The 23,484-nt window shown below is 65.5% G+C and carries 21 protein-coding genes, 1 tRNA gene and 1 pseudogene; 6 read left to right on the forward strand and 17 right to left on the reverse strand.

The features are described from left to right. From MHX64_RS00725 to MHX64_RS00755, 7 genes are all read right to left on the reverse strand, one after another. Positions 1 to 1,335 carry an MFS transporter gene (locus MHX64_RS00725; protein ID WP_239355610.1) on the reverse strand — a complete coding sequence of 445 codons (1,335 nt, stop codon included), beginning with the start codon at positions 1,333 to 1,335 and terminating at the stop codon, positions 1 to 3. Next, positions 1,325 to 2,341, reverse strand: a complete 1,017-nt coding sequence (gene hisC, locus MHX64_RS00730; RefSeq protein ID WP_239355609.1) for a histidinol-phosphate transaminase — start codon at positions 2,339 to 2,341, stop codon at positions 1,325 to 1,327. The genes MHX64_RS00725 and hisC overlap by 11 nt, the downstream gene beginning before the upstream one ends. Then, the gene (locus tag MHX64_RS00735) at positions 2,338 to 3,624 is read right to left on the reverse strand and encodes an amino acid permease (RefSeq protein WP_239355608.1); all 1,287 of its coding nucleotides are present in this window, start codon (positions 3,622 to 3,624) and stop codon (positions 2,338 to 2,340) included. Before MHX64_RS00735 ends, hisC begins: the two co-directional genes overlap by 4 nt. Before the next feature lie 66 nt (positions 3,625 to 3,690). After that, positions 3,691 to 4,137 (reverse strand): hotdog fold thioesterase, encoded by a 447-nt coding sequence (locus MHX64_RS00740; RefSeq protein WP_239355607.1) that lies wholly within the window; start codon positions 4,135 to 4,137, stop codon positions 3,691 to 3,693. 79 nt (positions 4,138 to 4,216) lie between these two features. Continuing rightward, complete coding sequence (locus MHX64_RS00745; protein WP_239355606.1) at positions 4,217 to 5,194, reverse strand: ribose-phosphate diphosphokinase; 978 nt, start codon at positions 5,192 to 5,194, stop codon at positions 4,217 to 4,219. A gap of 4 nt (positions 5,195 to 5,198) precedes the next feature. Beyond that, a complete protein-coding gene (glmU, locus tag MHX64_RS00750) occupies positions 5,199 to 6,641 on the reverse strand; it encodes a bifunctional UDP-N-acetylglucosamine diphosphorylase/glucosamine-1-phosphate N-acetyltransferase GlmU (protein ID WP_370642046.1) in 1,443 nt (480 codons plus the stop codon). A 60-nt stretch (positions 6,642 to 6,701) separates the two neighbouring features. After that, positions 6,702 to 7,928, reverse strand: coding sequence for an MFS transporter (locus tag MHX64_RS00755; RefSeq protein ID WP_239355605.1), 1,227 nt, complete (start codon positions 7,926 to 7,928; stop codon positions 6,702 to 6,704). 50 nt (positions 7,929 to 7,978) lie between these two features. Between MHX64_RS00755 and MHX64_RS00760 the strand changes: the two genes are divergently transcribed. Further along, entirely contained in the window at positions 7,979 to 9,472 is a 1,494-nt protein-coding gene (locus MHX64_RS00760) for a multicopper oxidase family protein (RefSeq protein ID WP_239406309.1), read from the forward strand. A gap of 50 nt (positions 9,473 to 9,522) precedes the next feature. On the opposite strand, the gene MHX64_RS00765 is transcribed toward MHX64_RS00760, so the two are convergent. Continuing rightward, the gene (locus MHX64_RS00765) at positions 9,523 to 11,235 is read right to left on the reverse strand and encodes a hypothetical protein (RefSeq protein ID WP_239355603.1); all 1,713 of its coding nucleotides are present in this window, start codon (positions 11,233 to 11,235) and stop codon (positions 9,523 to 9,525) included. A gap of 222 nt (positions 11,236 to 11,457) precedes the next feature. After that, positions 11,458 to 12,093 (reverse strand): DUF3558 family protein, encoded by a 636-nt coding sequence (locus MHX64_RS00770; RefSeq protein WP_239355602.1) that lies wholly within the window; start codon positions 12,091 to 12,093, stop codon positions 11,458 to 11,460. Between the two features lie 170 nt (positions 12,094 to 12,263). Between MHX64_RS00770 and MHX64_RS00775 the strand changes: the two genes are divergently transcribed. Together MHX64_RS00775 and mfd are read left to right on the forward strand one after the other, a co-directional pair. Then, positions 12,264 to 12,917, forward strand: coding sequence for a TetR/AcrR family transcriptional regulator (locus MHX64_RS00775; protein WP_239355601.1), 654 nt, complete (start codon positions 12,264 to 12,266; stop codon positions 12,915 to 12,917). A gap of 5 nt (positions 12,918 to 12,922) precedes the next feature. Then, positions 12,923 to 16,555: a transcription-repair coupling factor gene (mfd, locus tag MHX64_RS00780; protein WP_239355600.1), complete on the forward strand. Its 3,633-nt coding sequence runs from the start codon at positions 12,923 to 12,925 to the stop codon at positions 16,553 to 16,555. A gap of 17 nt (positions 16,556 to 16,572) precedes the next feature. Here the strand turns inward: mfd and MHX64_RS00785 are convergent, their stop codons facing one another. Continuing rightward, on the reverse strand, positions 16,573 to 17,193 hold the full coding sequence (locus tag MHX64_RS00785; protein ID WP_239355599.1) for a CPBP family intramembrane glutamic endopeptidase: 621 nt from the start codon (positions 17,191 to 17,193) through the stop codon (positions 16,573 to 16,575). Between the two features lie 76 nt (positions 17,194 to 17,269). Then, positions 17,270 to 18,595 (reverse strand): esterase-like activity of phytase family protein, encoded by a 1,326-nt coding sequence (locus tag MHX64_RS00790; RefSeq protein WP_239355598.1) that lies wholly within the window; start codon positions 18,593 to 18,595, stop codon positions 17,270 to 17,272. 159 nt (positions 18,596 to 18,754) lie between these two features. On the opposite strand from MHX64_RS00790, the gene MHX64_RS00795 reads away from it, so the two are divergent. Next, positions 18,755 to 18,831: transfer RNA gene (locus MHX64_RS00795), tRNA-Leu, on the forward strand. Here the strand turns inward: MHX64_RS00795 and MHX64_RS00800 are convergent. The 4 genes from MHX64_RS00800 to MHX64_RS00815 all read right to left on the reverse strand — a co-directional run bounded on the left by MHX64_RS00800 (position 18,832) and on the right by MHX64_RS00815 (position 21,066). Further along, positions 18,832 to 19,590: an SDR family NAD(P)-dependent oxidoreductase gene (locus MHX64_RS00800; RefSeq protein WP_239217298.1), complete on the reverse strand. Its 759-nt coding sequence runs from the start codon at positions 19,588 to 19,590 to the stop codon at positions 18,832 to 18,834. 84 nt (positions 19,591 to 19,674) lie between these two features. Next, positions 19,675 to 20,031, reverse strand: a complete 357-nt coding sequence (locus MHX64_RS00805; protein ID WP_239217297.1) for a hypothetical protein — start codon at positions 20,029 to 20,031, stop codon at positions 19,675 to 19,677. 17 nt (positions 20,032 to 20,048) lie between these two features. Further along, positions 20,049 to 20,921 carry a GDSL-type esterase/lipase family protein gene (locus MHX64_RS00810; RefSeq protein WP_239355597.1) on the reverse strand — a complete coding sequence of 291 codons (873 nt, stop codon included), beginning with the start codon at positions 20,919 to 20,921 and terminating at the stop codon, positions 20,049 to 20,051. Positions 20,922 to 20,931: 10 nt separating this feature from the next. Next, entirely contained in the window at positions 20,932 to 21,066 is a 135-nt protein-coding gene (locus MHX64_RS00815) for a deoxyribodipyrimidine photo-lyase (protein ID WP_239355596.1), read from the reverse strand. Positions 21,067 to 21,095: 29 nt separating this feature from the next. On the opposite strand from MHX64_RS00815, the gene MHX64_RS00820 reads away from it, so the two are divergent. Then, positions 21,096 to 21,560 carry an S-ribosylhomocysteine lyase gene (locus MHX64_RS00820; protein WP_239355595.1) on the forward strand — a complete coding sequence of 155 codons (465 nt, stop codon included), beginning with the start codon at positions 21,096 to 21,098 and terminating at the stop codon, positions 21,558 to 21,560. Here the strand turns inward: MHX64_RS00820 and MHX64_RS00825 are convergent. Further along, entirely contained in the window at positions 21,553 to 21,891 is a 339-nt protein-coding gene (locus tag MHX64_RS00825; RefSeq protein ID WP_239406310.1) for a hypothetical protein, read from the reverse strand. The genes MHX64_RS00820 and MHX64_RS00825 overlap by 8 nt on opposite strands. Before the next feature lie 106 nt (positions 21,892 to 21,997). Then, positions 21,998 to 22,528: pseudogene (locus MHX64_RS12025) on the reverse strand (suppressor of fused domain protein); the annotation flags it as partial. A gap of 83 nt (positions 22,529 to 22,611) precedes the next feature. Here MHX64_RS12025 and MHX64_RS00830 point away from each other — a divergent pair. After that, a complete protein-coding gene (locus MHX64_RS00830) occupies positions 22,612 to 23,418 on the forward strand; it encodes a Bax inhibitor-1/YccA family protein (protein WP_239355593.1) in 807 nt (268 codons plus the stop codon). Positions 23,419 to 23,484 lie beyond the last annotated feature (66 nt).

Consider the following 23,484-nt stretch of genomic DNA (forward strand, 5'->3'; position numbering starts at 1 on the left):
CTACAGGGTAGCAGCCGGTTTCTGCCACACAAAATGCCCGACCGCCTGGGCCTCCTCGTGCTCGTGCCCCAGCGGGATGCCGCCACGTTCGCGCATCAGCAGCGTGACCACGAAGCCCGTGACCGTCGCCGCCATCAAATACACGGTGATCGCGGTCGTGCCGCCCGTCGCCTCGCGCAGAGCAGCGGCGATGGTGGGGGCGAACGCGCCACCCAGGATCGCGCCGAGCGCATAGGAGATGGACGCGCCGGACGCGCGGATGGAAGCGGGGAAGAGTTCCGCGAAGAACGCGCCGAGCTCGCCGTAGGTCAGGCCGAGCCCGACGGTGAGGAAGACCAGCGCCGCGGTGATCTTCGGCAGCGACCCGGAGTCCACAAGCGGGAACAGTACCGCCACGCCAGCGGCCTGCACGACAAAGCCGATCAGCAGGGTGAGGCGGCGGCCGATGATGTCGGAAACCCAGCCGGCGAACGCGGTGGTGCACAGCCAGGTGGCGGCGGAGGCCGTGACGGCCCAGAGGATGTCGCCGCGCTCCAAGGCGAGCCCGGCCGGGTCGGTGGCATAGTTCTGGATGTAGCCGCCGGTGGTCATGTAGCCCACCGTGCCGTTGGCGGCGAAGATCAGCGCCGCAGCGACCACGAGCCCGGCGTGACGCTTGAACAGCGACCCGACCGGGTTTTTCGCGCCGACCTCGCGCATCTGTTCCACCACGGGCGATTCCTCCACACCGGTGCGGATCCACCAGCCCAAAAATGTCAGCCCGATGGACAGCAAAAACGGTACGCGCCAGCCCCACTGCAAAAACGCCTCGCCGGGGGCGATCATGCTCATCAGCGCCAGCACGCCGGAGGACAGCAGCAGCCCCGCTGGCACGCCCACCTGGGGTCCGGCGCCGTAGAGGCCGCGCTTGTCGGTCGGCGCGTGCTCCACGGCCAAAAGCACGGCCGAGCCCCATTCACCACCGGCGGAGGTGCCCTGCAAGATCCGCAACAGCACCAGGGCGGCCGGCGCGAACCAGCCGGCGGTTTCATACGTGGGCAGCAGCCCGATCAGCGCGGTGGCGGTGCCCATGGTGAACAGCGTGACCATGAGCACGCCGCGGCGCCCGAGCCGGTCGCCGAAGTGGCCCGCCAGCACCGCACCGAGCGGCCGGAACAAAAATGACAGCCCCACGGTGAGGAAGCTGGCGATCGTCGCCGCCGCGGGCCCGAGCGGGCCGAACATGACTTGGTTGAACACCAGCCCGGCGACGGCGGCGTAGAGGAAGTAGTCGTACCACTCGATGGCGGTGCCGATGGTCGTGGCCGCGATGACGCGGCGGCGCTCACTGCGCACGGCTGAAAGCCTCTAAAAGTGCGTCGGTTTCCTCCGCGTTAGTTACCGTCACGCGGATGCCCTCGGGGAAGACGCGCACCAGCACACCTTCCGCGGCCAGCAGGTCCGCCAACTCCTGGCCGGCGCCGGGCAGCCACACAAAGTTCGCTTGGCTTTCTGCGAGCCCAAGCTTATCGACGACACGGCTTCGCTCGGCCACGGTGCCGTCGATACGCGCACGCAGTGCGTCCTGCGCCTCGAGCGAGGCGAGCGCCGCCTCCTGCGCCACCGCGCTGACGGAAAAGGGGATGGAGACTTTATTCAGCGCCTCGATGATCGGGCGCGGGCCGAACGCGTAGCCGATGCGCGCGCCGGCCAGTCCGTACGCCTTGGAGAAGGTGCGAAGCCCCACCACGTTGGGGTAGCGGGTGATCACCTCGGTGGCGACAGGGGTGTCGGCGGCGTGGTTGTACTCGAAGTAGGCCTCGTCGAGCACGACGAGCACGTCGGCCGGCACCTCGTCCATGAACGCGGCGAACTCGGCGTTAGTGATTGTGGTGCCGGTCGGGTTGTTCGGGTTGCAGATGAAAATCAGCTTGGTGCGGTCGGTCACCGCGGCGGCTAGCGCCGGCATGTCCAGCCTGTCGTCGCTGTCCAGCGGCACGCGTACCGGGGTGGCGCCGACGACCTGGACGAAGATGGGGTAGGCCTCGAAGCTGCGCCAGGGGAAGATCACTTCGTCGCCGGGCTGGGCCGCAATTTCCACCAGCTGCTGGCACAGGGCGGATGAACCGGCGCCGAGTGCGACCTGCTCCGGTGCCACACCAAGGTGCTCGCCGAGTACTGTGCGCAGCTGCAGCGCGCCGATGTCCGGGTACCGGTTGATTTCGCCGAGTGTCTTGCGCATGGCGTCGAGCACCGGCGGCAGCGGGCCCTCCGCGCACTCGTTGGAGGACAACTTGATGGCGCGCTCGTCGCGCACGCCGGGGACGTACGGGGGGATGGCCTCGAGGTCGGGGCGGATCATGCGCGGCTCCTCTGCGTGGTCAGTGAAATCAGGCCCAGCACGATAATCCAGCCGGTCAGCGTGGCTAGGCCCATACGGTATTCCGGAAGAATACCCATCAGCACGAGCACGAGGATGAAAAACGCGATGCAAATCCAGTTGGCCGCCGGGTACAGCGGGGCGGGAAAGGTTGCGCTCTTGGAGGTTTTGCGGAAGTTCAAGTGCGAAATGCAGATGCCCGCCCAGGTAATCAGCTCGGTGCCGACGATGATGGCGAGCAGCACCGCGAAGATTTTGCCTTCGAAGAAGAAGTTCAAGATGACGACGGTGCCCATCAGCGCGGCGTCGAAAAGCAGGGCTTTGGTGGGTAGCCCCTTGGCGCTGGTGGCGGCGAACGCGCGGGGCGCTTGGCCGTTGCGGGCGAGGTCGCGCAGCATGCGCGCGCCCGAGTACGTCATGGTGTTGAGCACCGAGAACACCGCCACCACGATGACCACGTTGAGCGCGGTGGCGGCGGGTCCGAAACCGACACCGGAAAGCACGCGGATGAACGGGCTTTCATTCGATTCCTGCTCGTTCCACGGGGCGAGCAGCAGGATGGTGCCGATGCCGCCGAGGTAGAACACCAAAATGCGCCACACCACGGAGTTCACGGCGCGCGGGATCGCGGACTTCGGGTTGTCCGCCTCGCCGGCGGCGGTGCCGATGGACATGATGCCGCCGAATGTGAAGGTCACCGCCACCAGAGCGAACAGCACGCCGGAGATGCCGTTGGGCATGAACCCGCCGTGGTCGGTGATGTTGGAAAACCCGATTGCTTCGTCCGGGCCCAAGCCGAGCACGAGCGCGAACCCGAGCACGATCATCAGCACGAGCGCTGCGACTTTGATCAGCGACAGCCAGTATTCGGTCGCGGCGAATACCCGCACGTTGAACAGGTTGAGCGCGACTACCAGCAGCAGCGTCACCAGTGCGGTGACCCAGTGGGGCAGGGCGGGAAACCAATAGTCCAAGAACGTGCCCATGGCGGTCAGCTCAAGCATGCCCACCACGACGGTGGTGAACCACCAGTTCCAGCCGGTGATGAAGCCGGCCACCGGCCCGATGAACGCGCGCGAGTACGCGGCGAAGGAGCCGGAGACGGGGTGCTCGACCGCCATCTCGCCGAGCATGCGCATGAGGAGGTACACGATCGCGCCGACGAACGCGAAGGAGATCAGTACCGCGGGCCCGGCGTACTGGATCGATCCGGCGGAGCCCAGAAACAGGCCCGTGCCTATCGACGAACCAAAGGCAATCATCATCAATTGCCTACTTTTGACGCTCCTTTGCAGGCCCTGCTCTTGCAGGCTTTGGTTCTGGCTCAAGGTTTAGTTTCCTGTCGGTGGTCGTGTGGTGGTGCGGGACATCCCCCGGAATTCGGCGATGGTGGTGTCGCCGTCGTAAAGCGTGACGTCCGAAAGCCCGTTGCGCCCCCACGTGTGGCGCTCGCGCGCAACGCCGCGGATGGTGCGGCCCATTTTCGCGGGCGCGAGGAAGATGATCTCGGATTGCGCGCTCACGGTCGGGTCGGTGCGCCGCGAGTTGCATGCGCCTCCGAACAGTGCGTCGGCGAAGGTGAACAGCACACCGCCCTGGCACACGCCGAAGCCGTTGGCGTGGCGCGCTTCAACTGTGAACTCGCCCTCGGCCAAGCCGGGCTCGAGGCGTGTGATGGTCGCGCCGAGGTATTCCAGGGTGGCGTCGTTGTCGAACATGGACTTCGCGTGCTCGAGGTCGGGGGTGAAATCTACCGACGGGGCGTAGCGCTCGTACATCCTTTTTCCTTCCCGTATGCGTGAAGCCGGGGCAGCGCAAGTGCTGCCCCGGCTGTCGTGGTCCGGCGAACCGTGGCGGTTACGCCTGCCCCTCGAACAGGGTGGTCACGGAACCGTTTTCGAAGATCTCGTGGATCGTCTTTGCCAAAAGCGGCGCGATCGACAGCACCGTGAGGTTGCTCCAGCCTTCGGTGTCCTGCGGCAGGGTGTCGGTGGTGATGACTTCCTCTGCGCCGCATTCGCTGAGGCGCTCGCGGGCCGGGTCGGAGAACACGCCGTGGGTGCAGGCGATGACCACGGACTTCGCGCCGGCTTCCTTGAGCACGCCGACGGCGCCGGCGATGGTGCCGCCGGTGTCGATCATGTCGTCCATGAGGATGCAGTCCTTGCCGTCGACGTCGCCGACGACGCGGTTGGACACGACCTTGTTCGCGGCGTCGATGTCGCGGGTCTTGTGCACGAACGCCATCGGGGCATCGCCGAGCATGTTGGCCCACTTCTCGGCGGTCTTCACGCGGCCGGCGTCGGGGGAGACCACCACGAGGTTGTCCAGCGGGTACTTGGACTTGATGTAGTCCACCAGGATCGGCTGGGCGTGCATGTGGTCCACCGGGCCGTCGAAGAAGCCCTGGATCTGGTCGGTGTGCAGGTCCACGGAGACGATGCGGTCCGCGCCGGCGGCGGTGAGCAGGTCCGCAATCAGGCGGGCGGAGATCGGTTCGCGGCCGCGGTGCTTCTTGTCCTGGCGGGCGTAGGGGTAGAACGGCAGGATCGCGGTGATGCGCTTGGCGGAGCCGCGCTTGAGCGCGTCGATCATGATGAGCTGTTCTATCAGCCACTTGTTCAGCGGCTGGGCGTGGGACTGCATGACAAAGCAGTCGGCGCCGCGGACGGACTCTTCGAAGCGGATGAAGATCTCGCCGTTGGCGAAGTCGCGCGCGGTGGTGGGCACCAGATCGATGCCGAGCTCCTTGGCCACAGCTTCTGCGAGGGCCGGGTGGGCGCGGCCGGTGAAGACCTTGAGGTCTTTGTGGCTTTCGGTGGAGTAACCAGTCATGTAATTAACCCTCTCGCTTCGCGTTTTTGGCTGCTTCAGCTGCATCGGTACCCGGGCGGCGGTTTTCCACCCAGCCTTCGATGTTGCGCTGGCGGCCTTCCTTGATGGCCAGCGCGCCGGCGGGCACATCCTCGGTGACCACTGTACCCGCGCCGGTGTAGGCGCCATCACCGATGTTCACCGGTGCGACGAACATGGTGTCGGAGCCGGTGCGGCAGTAGTCGCCGATGGTGGTGTGGTGCTTGTTCACGCCGTCGTAGTTGGCAAACACGGAGCTTGCGCCGATGTTGGAGTGCTTGCCCACGGTGGCGTCGCCAATGTAGGTCAGGTGCGGCACCTTGGAGCCCTCGCCGATCTTGGCGTTCTTGGATTCGACGAAGCCGCCGAGCTTGCCGCGGGCGCCGAGTTCGGTACCGGGGCGGATGTAGGTGAAGGGGCCGACGGTGGCTTCTTCGCCGATGACGCCGAGCTCGCCCTGGGTGCGCACGACGGTGGCGCGGGTGCCGACTTCCATGTCGGTCAGGGTGGTGTCGGGGCCGATTTCGGCGCCGTCGCCGATGACGGTGGAGCCCCACAGCTGGGTGTTCGGGTGGATGACCACGTCGCGGCCGATTTCCACCTCGACGCCGATCCAGGTGGTGTCCGGGTCGATCACGGTCGCACCGCCTCGCATCGCCTTCTCGACGAGCCTGCGGTTGAGCTCCTTGCCGGCCTCTGCCAGCTGCACCCGGTCGTTCACGCCGGCCAGTTCGCGTGCGTCGGGGGCGGTAAAGGCGGTGACCCGGAGGCCGTCGCCGCGCGCGATGCTCAGCACGTCGGTGATGTAGAACTCGCCCTGGGCGTTGTCCGGGGTGACGCGCGTGAGGGCGTCGCGAAGCACCTTGCCGTCGAAGGCGAACACGCCGGAGTTGACCTCGCGGACGGCGCGCTGCTCGTCGGTGGCGTCTTTTTCCTCCACGATCTCGAGGACGTCGCCGGCCTCGCCGCGGATGATGCGGCCGTAGCCGGTGGGGTTGTCGAACTCGAGCGAGAGCACGGTGACCGCGGCGTGCTCGGCCTCATGCTTTTCCACGAGCGCCTGCAGGGTCTCCGGGGTCAGAAGCGGCACGTCGCCGTTGGTGACCACCACGGTGCCGTCGAAGTCCGGGATGGCGGACAGGCCCACCTGGACAGCGTGGCCGGTGCCGTTTTGCTCCTCCTGGATGGCCTGGCGGATCTCCACGTGCATCTGCTCGGCGATCTGCTCCACGGCCGGGGCGACCTGGTCGCGCTGGTGGCCGACAACCGCAACCAGGTGGTTGGGATGCACACCGGCGGCTGCGTGCAGGGAGTGGGACAGCAGGCTACGCCCGCCGATCTCGTGCAGCGTCTTCTGGCGGTCGGACTTCATGCGGGTTCCGGCGCCGGCCGCAAGCACGACAACGGCACGTTCGAAGTGGGTAGACACTCGAATGCTCCTTGTTTTATGGGATTTGTAGCGGGTTTTTGTCGGCCACAAGCATAACGCCTAGGCGGCGGTCGCCGAGACTTCTTTCAGGTTCCGCGCGCCGACAACACCGGCGTAGCCCACAACGGCCAGGAAGATCAGCGCCGCCTGCGGCCCGAGTACCGCAATCGCGGAGGACACCGCGCCGACGACGAGGAGGACCACGCCCATCACCGTGTTGGAAGCGCCGGTGATCATGGTGCGCTTGTCACCGTCGGCCATATCCACCAGGTAGGTCTTGCGGCTCACGCGCACCGCGGTGTGGGCGAGGTTGACTAGGAAAAAGCCCAGCGGCATGACCCAGGCGTTCACCGCCGAGGGCGCCAGGCGTGCGCTTGCGACAAGTGCGACGATCACGGTCGAGGCCACGCCAGCTGCCCAGGCCATCGTGCTTTTCGACGACCTGTCGGAAAGCTTGCCCGACACCCTGCCGCCCAGCAGCGACGCACCGCCCGACGCGATGATGAACGCGCCTAGGCCCGTCAGGTCCGCGCCCTCATCGCCGGCCATCACCACGATGAAGGGGGTGGAAAGTGCGGTGACCAGCATCAGCGAGCGCACCACCAGGAACTTCTGCAGGTCCCGGTCGCCCTTGACCAGCGCCCACATTTCCTTCATGCTCTGGCCGTCTTTGGACTCCGGTTCGGCTTCCGGCTCGTCGATGCCGCTGAAGACCAGCGACGCCAGCGCCCACGTCAAAGCACCCGCGGCGAGCAGCGCGGCGATCGTCCACTGCGGCAGGTTGTTCGGCAAAAACGTCAGCAGCAGGCCGATCGCGAGCGTGAACGCGCCGGCCAGGGCGGTGGCGCGGCCGGTGATGCTGCCTCGGCGGCCCTTGGAAATCGTGCGCCCCTGCACGTCCTTGCCCGCCAGCGAACACAACGAGCGAAACAGCGCATGGGCGGCCAGAAGGATCAGGATGACGGCGCCGAGCGGAGTGCCGTCGAGAAGCAAGGCGCTGAGCGCGATGAGGCCCGCGGCGATGGCTTGGCCCCACGAACCGATGAGCCACACGCGTTTGCGGGAGCGCTTCGAGGTCACCCACGGGCTCAAAAACGCCTGCGGCAGCATCGAGCCGGATTCGCGGATGGGCACGAGAAACGAGGTCATCACCGCCGGCACACCCGCGGCGCCGAAGAGCCACGGCAGCACCGTCTTCGGAGCGACGATCTGGTCGCCGATGTTTTGCAGGCCGTTGGACCAGACGAACCGGCGTGCGTTGCGTTCCTCGCGTTGATCGTTAGACATACAGCGGATAGTAGGGTCGAAAGAGAGTATCAGCGAACCGGGAGGCGGACATGGCAATGAGTAGACGCACATTTTTCAGGGGCACACTTCTCGCGACGGCGGCGCTGGCCGCGGCGGCGACGGGTACGGCGTGCTCGACGTCCTCGCAGACGAAACCGCTGGGCGCGGACGAAAAGGCGCGACCGCTTCGCATCCCGCCGCTGTACGAGGGCGAGCTCGACGGAAACGTGCGCCGCTTCGAGCTGACCGCGCAGGAAGGCGAGTTCGAGATCGTGCCCGGCACGATGACAAAGACCTGGGGTTTCAACGGTCCGTACCAGGGCCCGACGCTGTACATGCGCCGCGGCGAGGAAATCGACATGACGGTGCACAACGAGCTGCCCGAGCCGACGGTTGTGCACTGGCACGGCATGCACCTTCCGGCCACCGCCGACGGCGGGCCGGCGCTCATGTTCGACCCAGGTGAGTCCTGGTCGCCGTCGTGGACCGTGGACCAGCCGGCGGCGACCTGCTGGTACCACCCGCACCCGCACGAAAAGTCCGCCGTCCACGCCTACCGCGGACTGGCCGGAGGCATCGTGCTTGACGACGATTCCGCCTTCCCCGGCCTCCCCAACGACTACGGGGTAGACGACATCCCCGTAATCATCACCGACGCCAACTTCACCGAAGACGGCCAGCTGGACGAGGAAAACGGCTGGGTCGGATCCACCGTGATGGTCAACGGCATGACCAAGCCGCGCTTCGAGGCGGCCACCCGGCGCGTGCGCCTGCGTGTGCTCAACGGCGCGACGATGCGTTTCCATCACCTGTCCATGGGCAAGCCGTTCCACGTGGTGGCCACGGACCAGGGCTTCCTGGACGCCCCAGTTGAGGTCGACGGCGTGCTGCTCAGCGCTGGCGAGCGCGTCGAGATCGTGGTGGACCTGGAGCCGGGCAAGGACCTGATGCTGCGCAGCGACGGCCTCCCGGACCTAGGCGGCATGCCGGATAAGGAAACCGCGGAGATGTTCGGCTTCACCGACAAGTTCGACCTGCTCGAGATCGCAGCGCCCGCGGAAGATGCCCCCGAGGTGCCCGAGCTCGCGGATTCGCTGGTGCCATTCGAGGTGCCCGATGCGGATTCTGTGGAGGTCGAGCGCGAGTTCCGTCTCAACGGCACCGAGATCAACGGCAAGACCATGGACATGACGCGCGTGGACTTCACCGTGGACCACAAGGGCCCGGAGATCTGGCACGTGACCAACGAGAACGACGACATGGCCCACAACTTCCACATCCACGACGCGCGCTTTGCAGTCATCGGTGTGGAAAACGGCGAGTTGGAGTTCACCACCGGCTGGCACGACACCATCACCGTCCCGCCGCTGGCCACGGTGAGCCTGCTTGTGCAGATGGGCTACTACCCGGACCCGAGCCTGGCGTACATGTACCACTGCCACATGCTCAACCACGAAGACAGCGGCATGATGGGCCAGTTCGTCATCGTCGAGCCTGGCCAGGAGGCGGACCTGGACCTTCCGGCCGGCCACGGCGGGCACTAGCCGACCGGTTGCGCCGTGCCGGCCCGGGATGACCCCAGCCGGTAGCGTGTCTAGCCGCGCACGTTGTGGCCGATGACTGCCGGCAGGAGCAGGGGAGCCTCGCCGAGCAGCGCCTTGAGGTTGCCGTCTCGCTCCACCGCACTGGTGACGGTGCGGACCTTCGAACCGGACTTGTCGCGCCCGCGCCCCCGGTTTGCGCCGGCCGCCATAGGGCCCGCAGCGAAGGCGCCGCCTCGTGCACCATGGGCGCTTTGGCCTGCGGCACCGTTCGCCCCAGCGGCAGCATAGGACGAACCCGCGCCGGTGCCGCCGGCGCCTGCACCACCGCTACCTGGGCGCATGCCGTTGACGCCTTGCCCCGTTCCGGCGTGTGATCCGGCTCCAACGCCGCTAGCTGCTCCGATGCCGGTGCCGAGCGCCGTGCCGCCGCGGTGGCCACCGGGGGTAATGTGCGCGCCTGCACCTGCGCCGGTGCCGGTGCCGAAACCGCGGCCGTTGGCGAAGCCACTACTGGCACCGCTTCCGTTAGCGGTAGCGCCGCCTGCGCTAGGGCGGGCGTTGTTGACGAGCCCTGGGCTAGTGCTTCGACCAGAAGCTGCGCTGCGACCACCTACGGCGGCATTGCCCGGTGCGAGGCCGAGTCCCGCCGCACTGGTGCCGGCGTTGGCGGTCCTTGCGGCCGCGTTGGTGTGGGGCGTGCCGCTGAACCCGCTGATGGTCGGGGTGGCGGTGTTGACAGGGGAGGCAGGAGTGCTCGTCGGCAAGCTGCCTGCTGCTGACGGGGCAGGCGGGGCGAGAACCGCGGAAGCAGACTGGGTGGGAGCCGCGCCTGCGGCGATGCGCTCGAAGGTCTCAGGGGTGGGGCGGCCGTACTGCTGGATGACCTCCGCCGGCGACTTCGCGTGCGCGAGGTCGCCATAGCCACGGCTGGTCAATACCTCCTGCAGCCCGGGCGGCAGTTCAGCCGGCGTATACGACGTGGTGGCCGGGGCGGGCACGTCGGTGCTGGCGTACGGCGTCGACGGCAGCTTGCCCGCGTCCGGCAGCAGCCGGTTAAACGCAGGAATTGCCGGCTGGAGCCCGGCAGTGACGCGGGAAGAATACGAGCTGAGGTAGTCCGACTCGATCTGTGCCTTGATCTTCGGATCTTCCGCCGCGTAGTAGGCAGCAGCGGCTGCGGAAGCGTACATACTCTCCGAGTCAGCCGCCATGCCGAGCGCCTCCGTGTGGTTGGCGAGCGAACGTGAGTTAGCCACGTATTCCAGGCCCGCATTCTGAATCTGCGTGAGCTTTTTCATCGCCTCCTGGATCCAGACAGTGTCCGCCGATGAGCTCAAAGTGTGGTGGACGCCGTTGAGCTCATCCATGGCGTCCGCGATCAGTTGAGCGTTGGAATTCCAAAAATCCGATGCCGAGTACGCCAGGGACGTGTTCGTGAGGTTCAGATTCATTTCCGCGCCGAGCAGCGATGCCTCCGACGCTGAGGACACGGCTGCGTTGTCGAACGTTTGGGTCTTCGGGTCCGCGGCCTTGAGCTGCTGGAACCCCTGGGAGTACATCGGCGTCAGCGCCTGAGCTGAACGGCCGAGCGGCGCCAGCAGCGAGCCCATCATCCCGGAGAACGACTCATCCGTCTGCTGTGTGTTGGTCAACGCCAACCACAGGTTGTCCGCAGTGTGCTTCAGATACAGCGCGATGGCCTGGTTCGCCTCCGGTGCGCGCTCGTCCCCAATCGGGCTGAGCCGCTCACCCGCCTCGTCCAAGCCGCCTGCGGTGGAGAAGCTGGAGAGGGATGCAAATTTCCCAAACTGCCTGTTAGATTGTAGCGCTAGCGCTTGCTTTCTTAGTTGATCGATTGCTTTTTCAACACTGTCGACTTCCAGTTGGATACGCATTCCCTACCCCCAATTTCTAATGTCTACTCCTGAGGATCCTAGGTAGGGGAATGAGTCCCGTAAACAGACTGTCCATTTAAATGGACAGAGTTAAGCAGTGGAGTTAATCAGTGATTCGAATGCTGAAACTGCAACGTTGCACGAATCCTCGAAACTTCCGAGTCCCGGTGGACGCGTAACCGAGATACTCAATCCGCCCCTGTGAGTGTCAATTTGTGCATAGCAATCCACGTCGTTGTTAAGTCCGGTTCCGTACACAAATAGGGATGGAAGCGAATCGGACCGAATGGCACTATCAACCAGTCTGCTTTCCTCGACAATCTCCTGATTCGCGTCCGTCGCAGCGATGCTTAGCGCATAGTGCTGCATACCTATTTCAAAGAAACAAGCATTGATGTCCGGGTTCAAACCCGCGTATTCCTCCGGGATCGGTTCCACGTTGTGGAAGCCGGCGGCGGCGAATTCCTCGGGCGAGATCTCGGTGCAGGGGTCGAAGATGTCGCCGCCGAGGGTGTAGGGGTCGAAGTCGCCGATTTCGAGGGTGCCGCTTTCGAAATGGAACGCGGCGGGGGCCTCGGCGGAATCCTGGGAGTCGGTACCGTGCGAGGTGGACTCAGCGGTGTTTTGGCTGGGGGTGGGGGACGCAGGGGCGTCGATAGGCAAAGGCTCCGAAACGCAACCCGCGAGTACCCCGCATGCAACGAGCCAAGCGATGTGGCGTTTCATGTGCCCCCTCCAATAAAAAAGCTTCCCCACCAGGACTCGAACCTAGAATGACGGTACCAAAAACCGTAGTGTTGCCGATTACACCATGGGGAATAGCACCGCTGATTGTAGACCAGACCCGCCAACTGCCAAAGACGGGGTTAACACTACGACGCTCTAAGCTAGGTCGCATGGCTCGAAGGCGAATGACAGCACCCCAGCGCAGAGATCAGTTGATCGGAGTGGGGCGGCAAGCATTCGCCGAGCGCGGGCTCGATGGCATTTCCATGGAGGAGATCGCGGCGCGCGCCGGGGTGTCCAAGCCTGTGGTGTACGAGCATTTTGGCAGCAAGGAAGGCCTGTACCAGGAGGTTGTGCGGCTGGAGATGGCCCGGCTGGAGCGCACGATCACGTCGAACATTCAGGCCGGCCCGTGGCGCGACCGCATCGAGCGCGGCGTGCTGGCGTTGCTCACCTACGTGGAAGAGGAGACGGACGGGTTTGTCATCCTCGCGCACGGTCAGCTGCCGGGGGAGGGGCGGACGTATTCGACGATTCTCAACCGCGTCACCGCCGAGGTGAGCTACCTGCTGGGAGAGGCGTTTAAGCACCGCGGGCTCGACGAGTCGATGGCGGGCCTGTACGGTCAGGCGCTTGTCGGCACCGTCTCCAATTCTGCGCTGTGGTGGCTGGACGAGCGCACGCCGGACAAGCACACTGTGGCGGCGCACATTTCCAACCTGTGCTGGAACGGGTTGCGGGGGATGGAAGCGCAGCCGCGCGTGTACGGAAACGGCCAGGCGAGCGACGAGACAAGCGACGAAACCGCAGAGAAGGATGCGTAAGACACATGACTGAAACCACCCCGCCCGTGTTGGGCGGTTTGCTCACGGCGGCGCTGACGGACCCGAAGTTGAAGGGGTTGGTCACGCACGTGGGCGAGGATTCGTTGCACGTCACTGGCATCGACCAGGTGCGTTCTTGGGCAGCCGGTGCGATTGCGCGCGAGACGCCGGTGCTTTTGGTCACGGCTACCGGCCACGAGGCGGAGGATCTCGCCGCGGAGCTGAAGGCCATTTTGGGTGAGGAGAAGGTCGCGCAGTTCCCGGCGTATGAGACGCTGCCGCACGAGCGTCTTTCGCCGGCGCCGGACATTGTGGGGCGCCGCTCGAAGGTGCTGTGGGAGATGCCGCGCGTGATCGTCGCGGCGGCGCGCGCGGTGTGCCAGCCGGTGCTGCCGCCTGTCCAGCCGATCAGCATCGCGGTGGACCAGGAGCACGACTTTGAGGACCTGACCGCGAAGCTGGTGCACTTCGCGTACAACCATGTGGACATGGTGGCCTCGCGCGGCGAGTTCGCCACCCGCGGCGGCATCATCGATGTGTTCCCGACCACCGCGCAAAACCCGGTACGCATCGAGTTCTGGGGCGACGAGGTCACCGACATCCGCTCGTTCGCAGTCGCGGACCAGCGCACCATCGAGGAGGTGCGGTCGGTGGATCTGCACCCTGCGAGGCAATTGCTTATCGACGATGCCGTGGCCGCCAAAGCCGACGAACTCGCGCGAAAATTCCCCTCCAACCCGACGCTGTCGTCGCTGCTGGCGCGCATCTCGGAGAAGCAGCCGGCCGACGGCATGGAAGCGCTCATCCCGGCGCTGACGGACAAGCAGTACTCGGTGCTGCCGGAGCTCATGCCGTCCGGTTCTGTGGTGTTAGTGACCAACCCGGAGAAGGTGCGCACCCGCATCGCTGATTTGGAGGCGACGGACCGCGAGTTCCTCGAGGCCGGCTGGGAGGCAGCCGCCATGGGCGCCGAGGGGCCTGTGGTGGTGGAGGGCCTGGACGTGTCCGCCTCGTCGTACCGCTCCTACGAGTCGCTGGAGGTCTCCGCCTCCAAGGCCGGCAACGCTTGGTGGACGTTCGCCCCGCCCGGCATGTTCGCCGCCGACGACGCAGACACGCTGCCTTTGGAGTTCGAGGCCGCGCCTGCCCCGAAGGGCGACCCGAAGGCGATTGAGCAGCTCTACGCCACGCTCAAGCTCCACATCGGTCAAAACCACGGCAAGGTCGCGTTCGTGGCACCGGCCAAGGGCACGATCGACCGCATGGCGGAGCGCCTGCGCGAGCACGGCGTATCCGCCCGCGTGGCCACGCCCGGCTTGGAGCCTGTCGAGGGCGCGGTGACGCTGTACCAGGCGCTGTCGCACGCGGGCCTGGTCTTCGGCGGGCCGAACCTGGTCGTGGTCACCGAAACCGACGTCACCGGCAACCGCGTGGGTGATATCGCAGGTGCTAAACGACGCGCCCCGCGACGCCGCAACCGCGTCGACCCGCTCGCCCTGCAGCCTGGCGATTTCGTGGTGCACGACACCCACGGCATCGGCAAGTTCGTGAAAATGGCGGAGCGCACCGTCAAAGCCGGCGACGAGGACTCGCGCCGCGAATACATCGTGCTGGAGTACCAGCCCGCCAAGCGCGGCCAGCCCGGCGACCAGCTTTGGGTGCCAATGGAGTCGTTGGACCTGCTGAGTAAGTACACCGGGGGCGAGAAGCCGTCGCTAAGCAAAATGGGCGGCTCCGACTGGAAATCCACTAAGCGCAAGGCGCGCGCCGCGGTCCGCGAGATCGCAGGCGAGTTGGTGGAGCTCTACGCCAAGCGCCAGGCCGCGCCAGGGCATGCGTTCGCACCGGACACCCCGTGGCAGCACGAGATGGAAGACGCATTCCCGTTCGTGGAGACCGAAGACCAGCTCACCGCGATCGAAGCGGTGAAGTCGGACATGGAAAAGCCCACCCCGATGGACCGCGTCATTGTGGGCGACGTGGGCTTCGGCAAAACCGAGGTCGCCGTGCGCGCCGCGTTCAAGGCGGTCCAGGACGGCAAGCAGGTCGCGGTACTCGTGCCCACGACGCTTCTGGCCCAGCAGCACTTCTCCACGTTCAACCAGCGCATGGACGGCTTCGGCGTGACCGTGCGCGAACTGTCGCGTTTTACCACCGCCGCGGAGTCGAAGGAGATCATCTCCGGGCTTGCCGACGGCTCGGTGGACATCGTCATCGGCACCCACCGCCTGCTGCAGACGGGCGTGCAGTGGAAGAACCTCGGCCTGATCATCGTGGACGAGGAGCAGCGCTTCGGCGTCGAGCACAAGGAGCACATCAAGGCGCTGAAATCGCACGTGGACGTGCTGACCATGACCGCGACACCGATCCCGCGCACCCTAGAGATGTCTTTGACCGGCATCCGCGAGATGACCTCCATCACCACCGCGCCGGAGGACCGCCACCCCGTGCTGACCTATGTCGGCCCGCAGGAAGACAAGCAGGTCGCCGCCGCAATCCGCCGCGAGCTGCTCCGCGACGGCCAGGTCTTCTACATCCACAACAAAGTCTCCGACATTGAAAAGACCGCCCGCCAGCTGCGCGAACTGGTACCGGAGGCGCGCATCGTGGTCGCCCACGGCCAGATGAGTGAGCAGGTGCTCGAGCAGACCGTCCAGGGTTTTTGGAACCGCGACTACGACGTCATGGTCTGCACCACCATCGTGGAAACCGGCCTGGACATCGCCAACGCCAACACCCTGATCGTGGAAAACGCCCAGAACATGGGTCTTTCCCAGCTGCACCAGCTGCGCGGGCGCGTGGGGCGCTCCCGCGAGCGCGCCTACGCGTACTTTTTGTACCCGAAAGACAAAACGCTCACGGAGACCTCCTACGACCGCCTGGCCACCATCGCCCAGAACAACGACCTAGGCTCCGGCATCGCCGTGGCGCAAAAGGACCTGGAGATGCGCGGCGCCGGCAACGTGCTGGGCGCGGAGCAGTCCGGCCATATCGCCGGGGTGGGCTTTGACATGTACGTGCGCCTGGTCAGTGAGGCCGTGGAGACCTTCAAGGGACTCATGAGCGGCGAGCCTGTCGACGCCACCGACAAGGGCCCCAAGGAAATCCGCGTGGACCTGCCCGTGGACGCGCACATCCCGGAGACCTACATCAACTCCGAGAGACTGCGCCTGGAGGTCTACCGCAAGCTCGCCGAGGCGCGCGACGACGACGCCCTGACCGCCGCAGCCGACGACATGATCGACCGCTTCGGCGCAATGCCGAGAGAGGTCGAGCACCTCATGGCGGTGGCGCGGCTGCGCAACCAGGCCCGTGAGGTGGGTGTTTCCGACATCCTCACCCAGGGCAGCCGCATCAAGCTGCACCCGGTTGAGCTGCCGGACTCCAAGCAGGTGCGCCTGAAGCGCCTTTACCCGGGCGCGAACTTCCGCGCCGCGGCCAAGGCGCTGCAGGTGCCGATGCCGCGCGAGGGCGGCGCGAAGCGCGCGCTGAACGCGCCGAACCTGCGCGATACGGAGCTGCTGCAGTGGGTGGCCGACTTCATGACGGAGATGCTCGACGCGCCGAAGATTTCGGTCGCGGGGGCCACCAAAGCTGAGGAGACGCCGAAGAAGAAGGTGTTCTCCGTCAGCGAGTAGCGGCCGGCTGATCCTGCTCAGAAGAAGTGGGGCAGGATCAAAAGCATCCCGATGCTCCAGGTCAGGTGCGCCGCGATGGGGGAGTAGAGCCTGCCGGTTTTCACGGACTCGTAGTAGGTCACGGCCCCCAGCACGCCGGCGGCGAACACAAGCAGCGGCACGCCCATTACGCAGGTGACCAGGCAGTACGCCAGTGTGGACCACACGCCGGCCTGCGCCGCCGACTGGCCCATGCCTCGCAGCTGGCGCGGCACTGCGTCACGGAACACCATCTCCTCGCCGGCGCCGTTGACCACAAGCACCAACAGCGTCAGGAAGTACCCGCCCTTGTTCGGGGTCTGCAGCAGCTCCGCGGCAGGGCCAGCGAGTACTGGAATGTGCTGCACCACCAGCGCGCCTAGGACGAACACGAGCGCGAGGGTGGCACCGATGAGGGTGCCCCGGAGGACGTCGAGAAGCTTGCGGGGCCCCGCGAACGACTGGCGGTCACCCCACAGCCACCACGTGGCTGCATAAACCACCGCCGTAAACGCGGTGGCCCAGTAGAAGCCGGCGGAGCCGTCGCCGGCGAGGCGCGCGAGAAAGAGACCGAGCGCTCCGAGCGCGCACGGCACCAAAAACAGCCATTGCCTGGTCACGTGGGGTCTTTGTCCGTCAACTTCCGCAAACACGGAAGCCAAGGTTACCGGCCCGCAGACCAAGCATCTCCGACAGCTACTTCACGGAGAAGGTGATCATCTCGGTGTCGTCCGGCTTGCCGCGGTAGCGGCTGTCGTCGCCGGGGAAGTTGTTGTCCAACGCGGTGAGGTAGCGGCCGTCTTCCAGCTGGATGATGGTCTCGACGCTGAGCAGCGCGAATTGGAACGGGTCGCCGACGCCGTAGGCGCGGGCGTCGGAGACCATGCCGATCTTGCCCGGGTTGGCAATGTTGAGCAGGTCCGCCATGAGGTCCTTCTGCAGCGTGGAGCCAGCCTTCGCGTCCGCGAAGTCCTTTACCTCGAAGACCTTCTTCAGCTGGGCCTCCGAGCCGAGGAAATCGTCGCGTTCGAGCATGAGCAGGCGGCCGTCCTTGGTCAAAAATGCGTCGCCAATCAGCGCGTCATCATCTTCTGCGAGGTAATCCCAGGTTTTGCCGGTGTACTTTCCGGTTTCGGTGTCGAACTGGGAGATCACGCGCACGCGCTTGTCGGTGGCCTCGTCGAGGTAGCCCTCGAAGATCGGGTAGAGGTAACGGCCGTCGGTGGCCATGGCCTCGAAGCCCTTGGAGTCGCGCAGGTTCGGTTCTTCTTCAGCACCCAACGTCGGGTTGGACGGGCTCTTAACGTCCGGGTAGGTGTACGGGGCGTCGAGAAGTGTGCCGTCCTTGTCCACGTGGAGGATGTAGGGACCGAACTCTTCGCCGACCCAGAAGGTGCCGTCCGCGGCCTGCACGAAGGACTCAGGGTCGAAGTCCGCGCCAGTAAGTAGGCGGTCCTCGGTGTCGTTGTTGACGATGTCCCAGGAAATCTTGTTGTTCGGGTCCTTCAGCGAGACGTAGTCCAGCACTTCGATGCCGCCGGTGTCCTTCGGGTCCTTCGCGGTGTCTACGGTCTCCCAGTTCGGCTTCACCGTGTAGATGCGCAGCAGGAAGTCGGAGGAGTTCTCCTTCGAGCCGAAGCCGTTGTCGGGAAGCGCGTAGAACTGACCATCGCCCTTCTCAATAATGCCGGAAAAACCCGGGATGACCTGGCCCTTGAACGGGTGGGTCTGCCCGTTGCCGTCGAACGCATCCTTGCCGGAATCCGGGCCGGGTGCCTGGTAGAGCGCCGAGAGCTTCGCGCGGCCTTCAAGGACGGGGCCTTCCGCATCAGGTGCGGTCTGGGTCGGGGCAGTAGCCTGGTCGCTGGACCCGGTGCCCTCGGAGCTTCCGCCGGCCGCAGCGCCGATCGCGCCGCCGACAAGGCCGCCGACGACGAATGCGCCTGCAACAGCAGCGATGATCTGCTCGAGGTTGAGGTTTTTGAAGATCTGATCGAGCGGGGAGGGGAGATGAATATTCATGGGCTGTAGCCTTTTAATCGCTTGCGGGTGGACGCGAAACTCAGAAGATACTGAGATTTCGCACAGCGAGTGTAAGGCCGCGCGGCCGGCTCCGCTCGGTGAAAATGAGCTGGCCGATTGCGGTTTGCGGGCGGCGGGGAAGTACGATGTTTCCCCGTCGCCCCTATAGCCCAATTGGCAGAGGCAGCGGACTTAAAATCCGCCCAGTGTCGGTTCGAGCCCGACTGGGGGCACCACTACACGGCGGTGTAGCCGCCGTCCGCGAGGTGGTAGGAGCCGTTGACAAACGACGCGTCGTCGGAAAGCAAGAAGCTCACCACAGCCGCAATCTCTTCGGGCTCGCCCAGGCGGCCAGCAGGATGCTTATCGACGAGCGCCTGGCGGGCCTCACCCTGCGCCCTTTGAATCAGCGGCGTGTCGATGTATGCCGGACCCACGCAGTTGACCCGGATGCCGGTGGCAGCGTAGTCCGCGGCGAGCGACTTGGTCAGCCCCACCACGCCGTGCTTCGCGGCGGTGTAGCCCTCGATGCCGCCGGCGCGGCCCACGGAGCCGTGGATGGACGACATGTTCACAATCGCGCACTGCTCCGTGTTGGCCTGTGCGAGGAACTGCTTGAGCTGGTAGTGGCAGCCGTAGGCCACACCGGACAGGTTGATGGAGATGACCCTGTCCCAATCGGCAAGATCCTTGTCCGCCAGCGGGGTGTGGTCGCCGATGCCCGCGTTGTTTACGGCGAGGTGGAGGGCACCGTAGGTGTCTACAGCGAACTGCACGGCCGCCTCGTTATCCTCCTTGCTGGCTACGTCCTGGCGGAACGCGGTCGCATTGCCACCATTCGCCTCGATCGCGGCTGCGACCTCTTTGGCGGCGTCCTCGTTGAGGTCGGCGACGACGACCTTTGCGCCTTCGTTGGCGAGACGCTCCGCGATAGCCTTGCCGATGCCGGAAGCGCCGCCGGTGACTAGCGCAACCTTATTGTCGAACTTGCCCATGACTGCTTCATGTCCTTCCGTGGGGAAATAGGTGCAGCCAAAGTGTAAGCAGCCATCGGCCCGCGCATGGTCGGAATTGGGCAACTATTTCTTCGCTGCGCCGAGCGCCGCCTTGATCAGCGGGATCTGCAGCGGCAGGCGCCCGATGGAGATGATCTGCTTCTGCCACGGCTCGTTGCGCCACTGCCATGCCATGTTGAAGTTGGCCGGCCACACCGCGGCGAGCAGCGCAGCGGCGAACTTCCCGCCGGCAGCCCTCGTTTTCGGGTTGGCCAGCAGCGCAGCGGCGGCGAGCTCGGCCACGCCGGAGACGTACGTGTAGGTACGGGCGGAGCCGGGGAGGGCGTCGGGCACGATGCCGTCGAAAGGCTCGGGCTTTGCAAAGTGGAGCACGCCCGCGCCAGCGAACAGGGGGATGAGGAACTTCTGAAACTTGGTCACCTTGCCGAGAGTACGCCTCACACCGCCTGAGCCACCTGGTCGGCGACGAAAGCGGACCCGGCGCGGGAGGGGTGCAGGGCCATGTTGTAGTCGGCCGTGGTGGTGTCGATGAGCCCAGCCACCCAGCGGTCGGCGTCGCGGGCGCAAGTGCTGTGGTTGGTGGAAAGCGCGCGGATGTCGATGAACGTCGCGCCCAACTGGGCGGCTAGCGCGCGCTGGTAGGACTGGGTGCGTTGCTCCCACTGCTGCACCCGGGGTGCGGGGACGCCGAGCGGGGCATTCGGCATCACGTTGATCAGGCAGAGCCGCTCGGTTCCACCGGTGACCGAGAGCATCCCCGGGATGAGGATCTTGGCCCGGGGTGCGGCGGCGCGCACTTTGGCCACAGCCTCGTGCATGTTGCGGAAGTAGTTGTCGCGCACCGCGTCGGCGTTGTACGGCGCGCCGGGGGATTCGACCAGTGGGCGCCAGTGATCGTTGAACCCGACCGCCAGCGTCACCGCCCGAGTGTTGGCGTTGAGGTCGCCGGCGCGTACCGCCAGGTCGACGTGGCCGGGCAGGCTGGCCGATTGGTGGCCGGTGCACGACCAGTCCGCCACGGTGAGACCGGTGCGGGCTTGTAGCTGGCGCGGCCAGTTATCCGGCCCTTGCAGGCACCCAGCCTGGCTGGGATAGGAGGAGACCAATCTCTCCGACGACCCCGAGGACAGCTTCGAGATTCCCGTGAAGTTGAGCGCGGAGTTGCGGTACTGGTCTGGGCTCGAGGCGAACGAATCGCCGAATACGACCACGTTGCCGGTGGGTTGAGCCGTGGCAGGTGCGGCTGTGCTGGCGACAAGGGCTGCGCAGGCGGCAATGCCAGCGGTGACTCTGCGGAATAGAGCTTTCATTCAGACGACCCTACCGGTCGCCTTTGATGTTGTTGTGCGTCACGAGAAGCACACCTGCAACCTCCCCGCGCGATACGGCCCGCGAAAGCGCGGGGTTGTCCGTGACGCGAAGATCGTCGCGGAACCAAAGAAGGGTGGTGGGCATGCGCGCCTCCGTTCAGTAGAGTCGAAGCCATGACTGATCGCATGAATGTGGAATCTTTCAACCTCGACCACACCAAGGTAGCCGCGCCGTTCATCCGGCTCGCGGACCGCAAGCAGCTGCCCGCAGGCGACACGCTGGTGAAGTGGGACATCCGCTTCAAGCAGCCCAACGTCGAGCACCTGGAGATGCCGGCGGTGCACTCACTGGAGCACATGTTCGCCGAGCACGCCCGCAACCACGCGGACAACGTCATCGACTTCGGGCCGATGGGCTGCCAGACCGGCTTCTACCTCATGCTTGCCGGCGACGTAGCCGAGGCCGAGGTTGCTGAGCTGGTGGAAAAGACGCTGACGGACATCACCAACGCCGACGAGGTCCCGGCCGCAAATGAGAAGCAATGCGGCTGGGGTGCAAGCCACGACCTGGAGGCGGCCAAGCGCGAGGCCCAGGCGTTTTTGGACAAGCACGACGAGTGGGGCAACGTCTTTAAGTAGTCGGGTCCACCACTCGGAATTCCAGCGGCGCGGTGCGCAGGCGGTAGATGCCCGGCACCGCGTCGAATGTTGCGAGCAGCTCGTGGGCGAGCGCTGCGGTGGCGGGGACGACAATATGGTCGCTCGCACACTCGGTTGTCGGCGACTGCGGGTTGAGTAGCAGCCACGTTTCGCCGTTGAGCAGCGCGAATGACCTTCCGTGCAACAGGCGGTGGCGCGCGGCGCGCAGTAACGCGCGCGCAGCCGCCAGATCCAGGTCCACGCGCCCCTCGGCATCGACCTCGAGGTAGCGGGCGTGCATCGCGCCTATCGACGACCCTTCGGACCCCACCGCCTCCTCCAACAATGCCCGGTCCTGCGGGGTCGGTGCTGATGGGGTCGCGGTCCGTGGAACTCAGGCCGAGCGGCACGCGGTCGCCGACAAAGGCCGCGAATTTCAACGGGTCCCAGGACAGCATCTGTTCCACGTCGTCGCCGTTAATGCCGACCGCGTACGTGAAACGGATCAGGCCGGTGGGTCCGTCCACCACACCGAGGACCGGGTCGGTGACAAACACGAAGCCGGACAGGGTGCCGCGCGGGTTGTCCAGCACGAGGTAGTGGCCAGGCTCGATGTCGTCGCGGGCGGCGCGGGCGAGCAAGCGTGCCGGCCATTCGTCGGGAAGCGCAGGCGTGCCGGGCACGCGCAACGTCAGTTCCGTTTGGGTGCCTGCGACAGGCTGGGAAGACTCCACGCGGGACTTGCCATACGTGGAGTACAGCACGTGGGGGACCGGCTCGGACAACACGTACGCGTGAACATCTAGGCGGCGGTAGGAAAACACGTACGCGTCCTCGCCGCCGGTGGTCTGCGCGATGTGGCCGCGCACCACCTCACCGCCGGTTCTCGGGCCGCGGCGGGCGTTGTCGAGCACTCCCATGCAGCCCACCATATCCCCGCTGGAAGGTGGCGAGTGATCAGCTGGCATCACACTGGCGGGAACCTTTTTGGTACGTGTGGCGTTATACCCGGTGAACTCTTGGACAAACTCATTGGAAAGGAATGTGCGACGTGAGAAGCACTAACCCCGTTCTGCGCAACATTCCGGGGGCGGATGCGGACAACGGCTACCAGGCCGGCCAGACCGCGACGCTTCCGGGGCACGCGCCCGAAATTGATCAGCAACGCCCGATGACGGTCGACGACGTGGTGACCAAGACGGGCATCACGCTCGCCGTGATCATCGCGTTCGCCGCTGTGAACTTCGTTATCTTCCTCACCGGCAACATCAGCCTCGGTGTTATCTTGACCTTCGTCGGCGCCATCGGCGGCTTCATCACCACGCTGGTCAACGCGTTCCGCCGCGAGTTCGGCTCGAAGACGCTGACGCTGATCTACGCTGCGTTTGAGGGCTTGTTCCTCGGCGGCTTCTCCCTGACCGTCTCCGGCTGGTTCACCGTCGGCGGCGCCGATGCCGGCCAGCTCATCTTCCAGGCCATTTTGGGCACGATCGGCGTGTTCATCGGCATGCTCGTGGTCTACCGTCGCGGCGCGATCCGCGTGACTCCGCGTTTCCACCGCATCGTCACCGGCATGATCTTCGGCGTGGCCATCATGGCGCTGGGCAACTTCCTGCTGGCAATCTTCACCGGCATCTCCCCGCTTCGCGACGGCGGCACGCTGTCCATCATCTTCGGCGTGGTCTGCATCGTTCTGGCGGCCCTGTCCTTCCTGCAGGACTTTGACTTGGCCGACAAGCTGGTCCGCACCGGTGCGCCGGAGCGCGCCTCCTGGGGCGTCGCGCTTGGTCTGGCTGTGACCCTGGTGTGGCTCTACACCGAGATCTTGCGCCTGCTGTCCTACTTCAACGACCGCTAGGCCCAAAGAAACGCAAAGCGCCTCGCTTCCGGATTATCACCGGAAGCGAGGCGCTTTGTTGTGCGT

Source organism: Corynebacterium sp. ACRPZ (assembly GCF_022346205.1).
Lineage (GTDB): Bacteria > Actinomycetota > Actinomycetes > Mycobacteriales > Mycobacteriaceae > Corynebacterium > Corynebacterium lehmanniae.

Coding starts and splice junctions, on each gene's coding strand:
- MHX64_RS00770 (WP_239355602.1), bottom strand. CDS start 12,093: ATGAAACGCCACATCGCTTGGCTCGTTGCATGCGGGGTACTCGCGGGT.
- MHX64_RS00820 (WP_239355595.1), top strand. CDS start 21,096: ATGACTGATCGCATGAATGTGGAATCTTTCAACCTCGACCACACCAAG.
- MHX64_RS00790 (WP_239355598.1), bottom strand. CDS start 18,595: ATGAATATTCATCTCCCCTCCCCGCTCGATCAGATCTTCAAAAACCTC.
- MHX64_RS00735 (WP_239355608.1), bottom strand. CDS start 3,624: ATGATGATTGCCTTTGGTTCGTCGATAGGCACGGGCCTGTTTCTGGGC.
- MHX64_RS00775 (WP_239355601.1), top strand. CDS start 12,264: ATGGCTCGAAGGCGAATGACAGCACCCCAGCGCAGAGATCAGTTGATC.
- MHX64_RS00740 (WP_239355607.1), bottom strand. CDS start 4,137: ATGTACGAGCGCTACGCCCCGTCGGTAGATTTCACCCCCGACCTCGAG.
- MHX64_RS00745 (WP_239355606.1), bottom strand. CDS start 5,194: ATGACTGGTTACTCCACCGAAAGCCACAAAGACCTCAAGGTCTTCACC.
- MHX64_RS00760 (WP_239406309.1), top strand. CDS start 7,979: ATGGCAATGAGTAGACGCACATTTTTCAGGGGCACACTTCTCGCGACG.
- mfd (WP_239355600.1), top strand. CDS start 12,923: ATGACTGAAACCACCCCGCCCGTGTTGGGCGGTTTGCTCACGGCGGCG.
- hisC (WP_239355609.1), bottom strand. CDS start 2,341: ATGATCCGCCCCGACCTCGAGGCCATCCCCCCGTACGTCCCCGGCGTG.
- MHX64_RS00800 (WP_239217298.1), bottom strand. CDS start 19,590: ATGGGCAAGTTCGACAATAAGGTTGCGCTAGTCACCGGCGGCGCTTCC.
- MHX64_RS00815 (WP_239355596.1), bottom strand. CDS start 21,066: ATGCCCACCACCCTTCTTTGGTTCCGCGACGATCTTCGCGTCACGGAC.
- MHX64_RS00755 (WP_239355605.1), bottom strand. CDS start 7,928: ATGTCTAACGATCAACGCGAGGAACGCAACGCACGCCGGTTCGTCTGG.
- MHX64_RS00810 (WP_239355597.1), bottom strand. CDS start 20,921: ATGAAAGCTCTATTCCGCAGAGTCACCGCTGGCATTGCCGCCTGCGCA.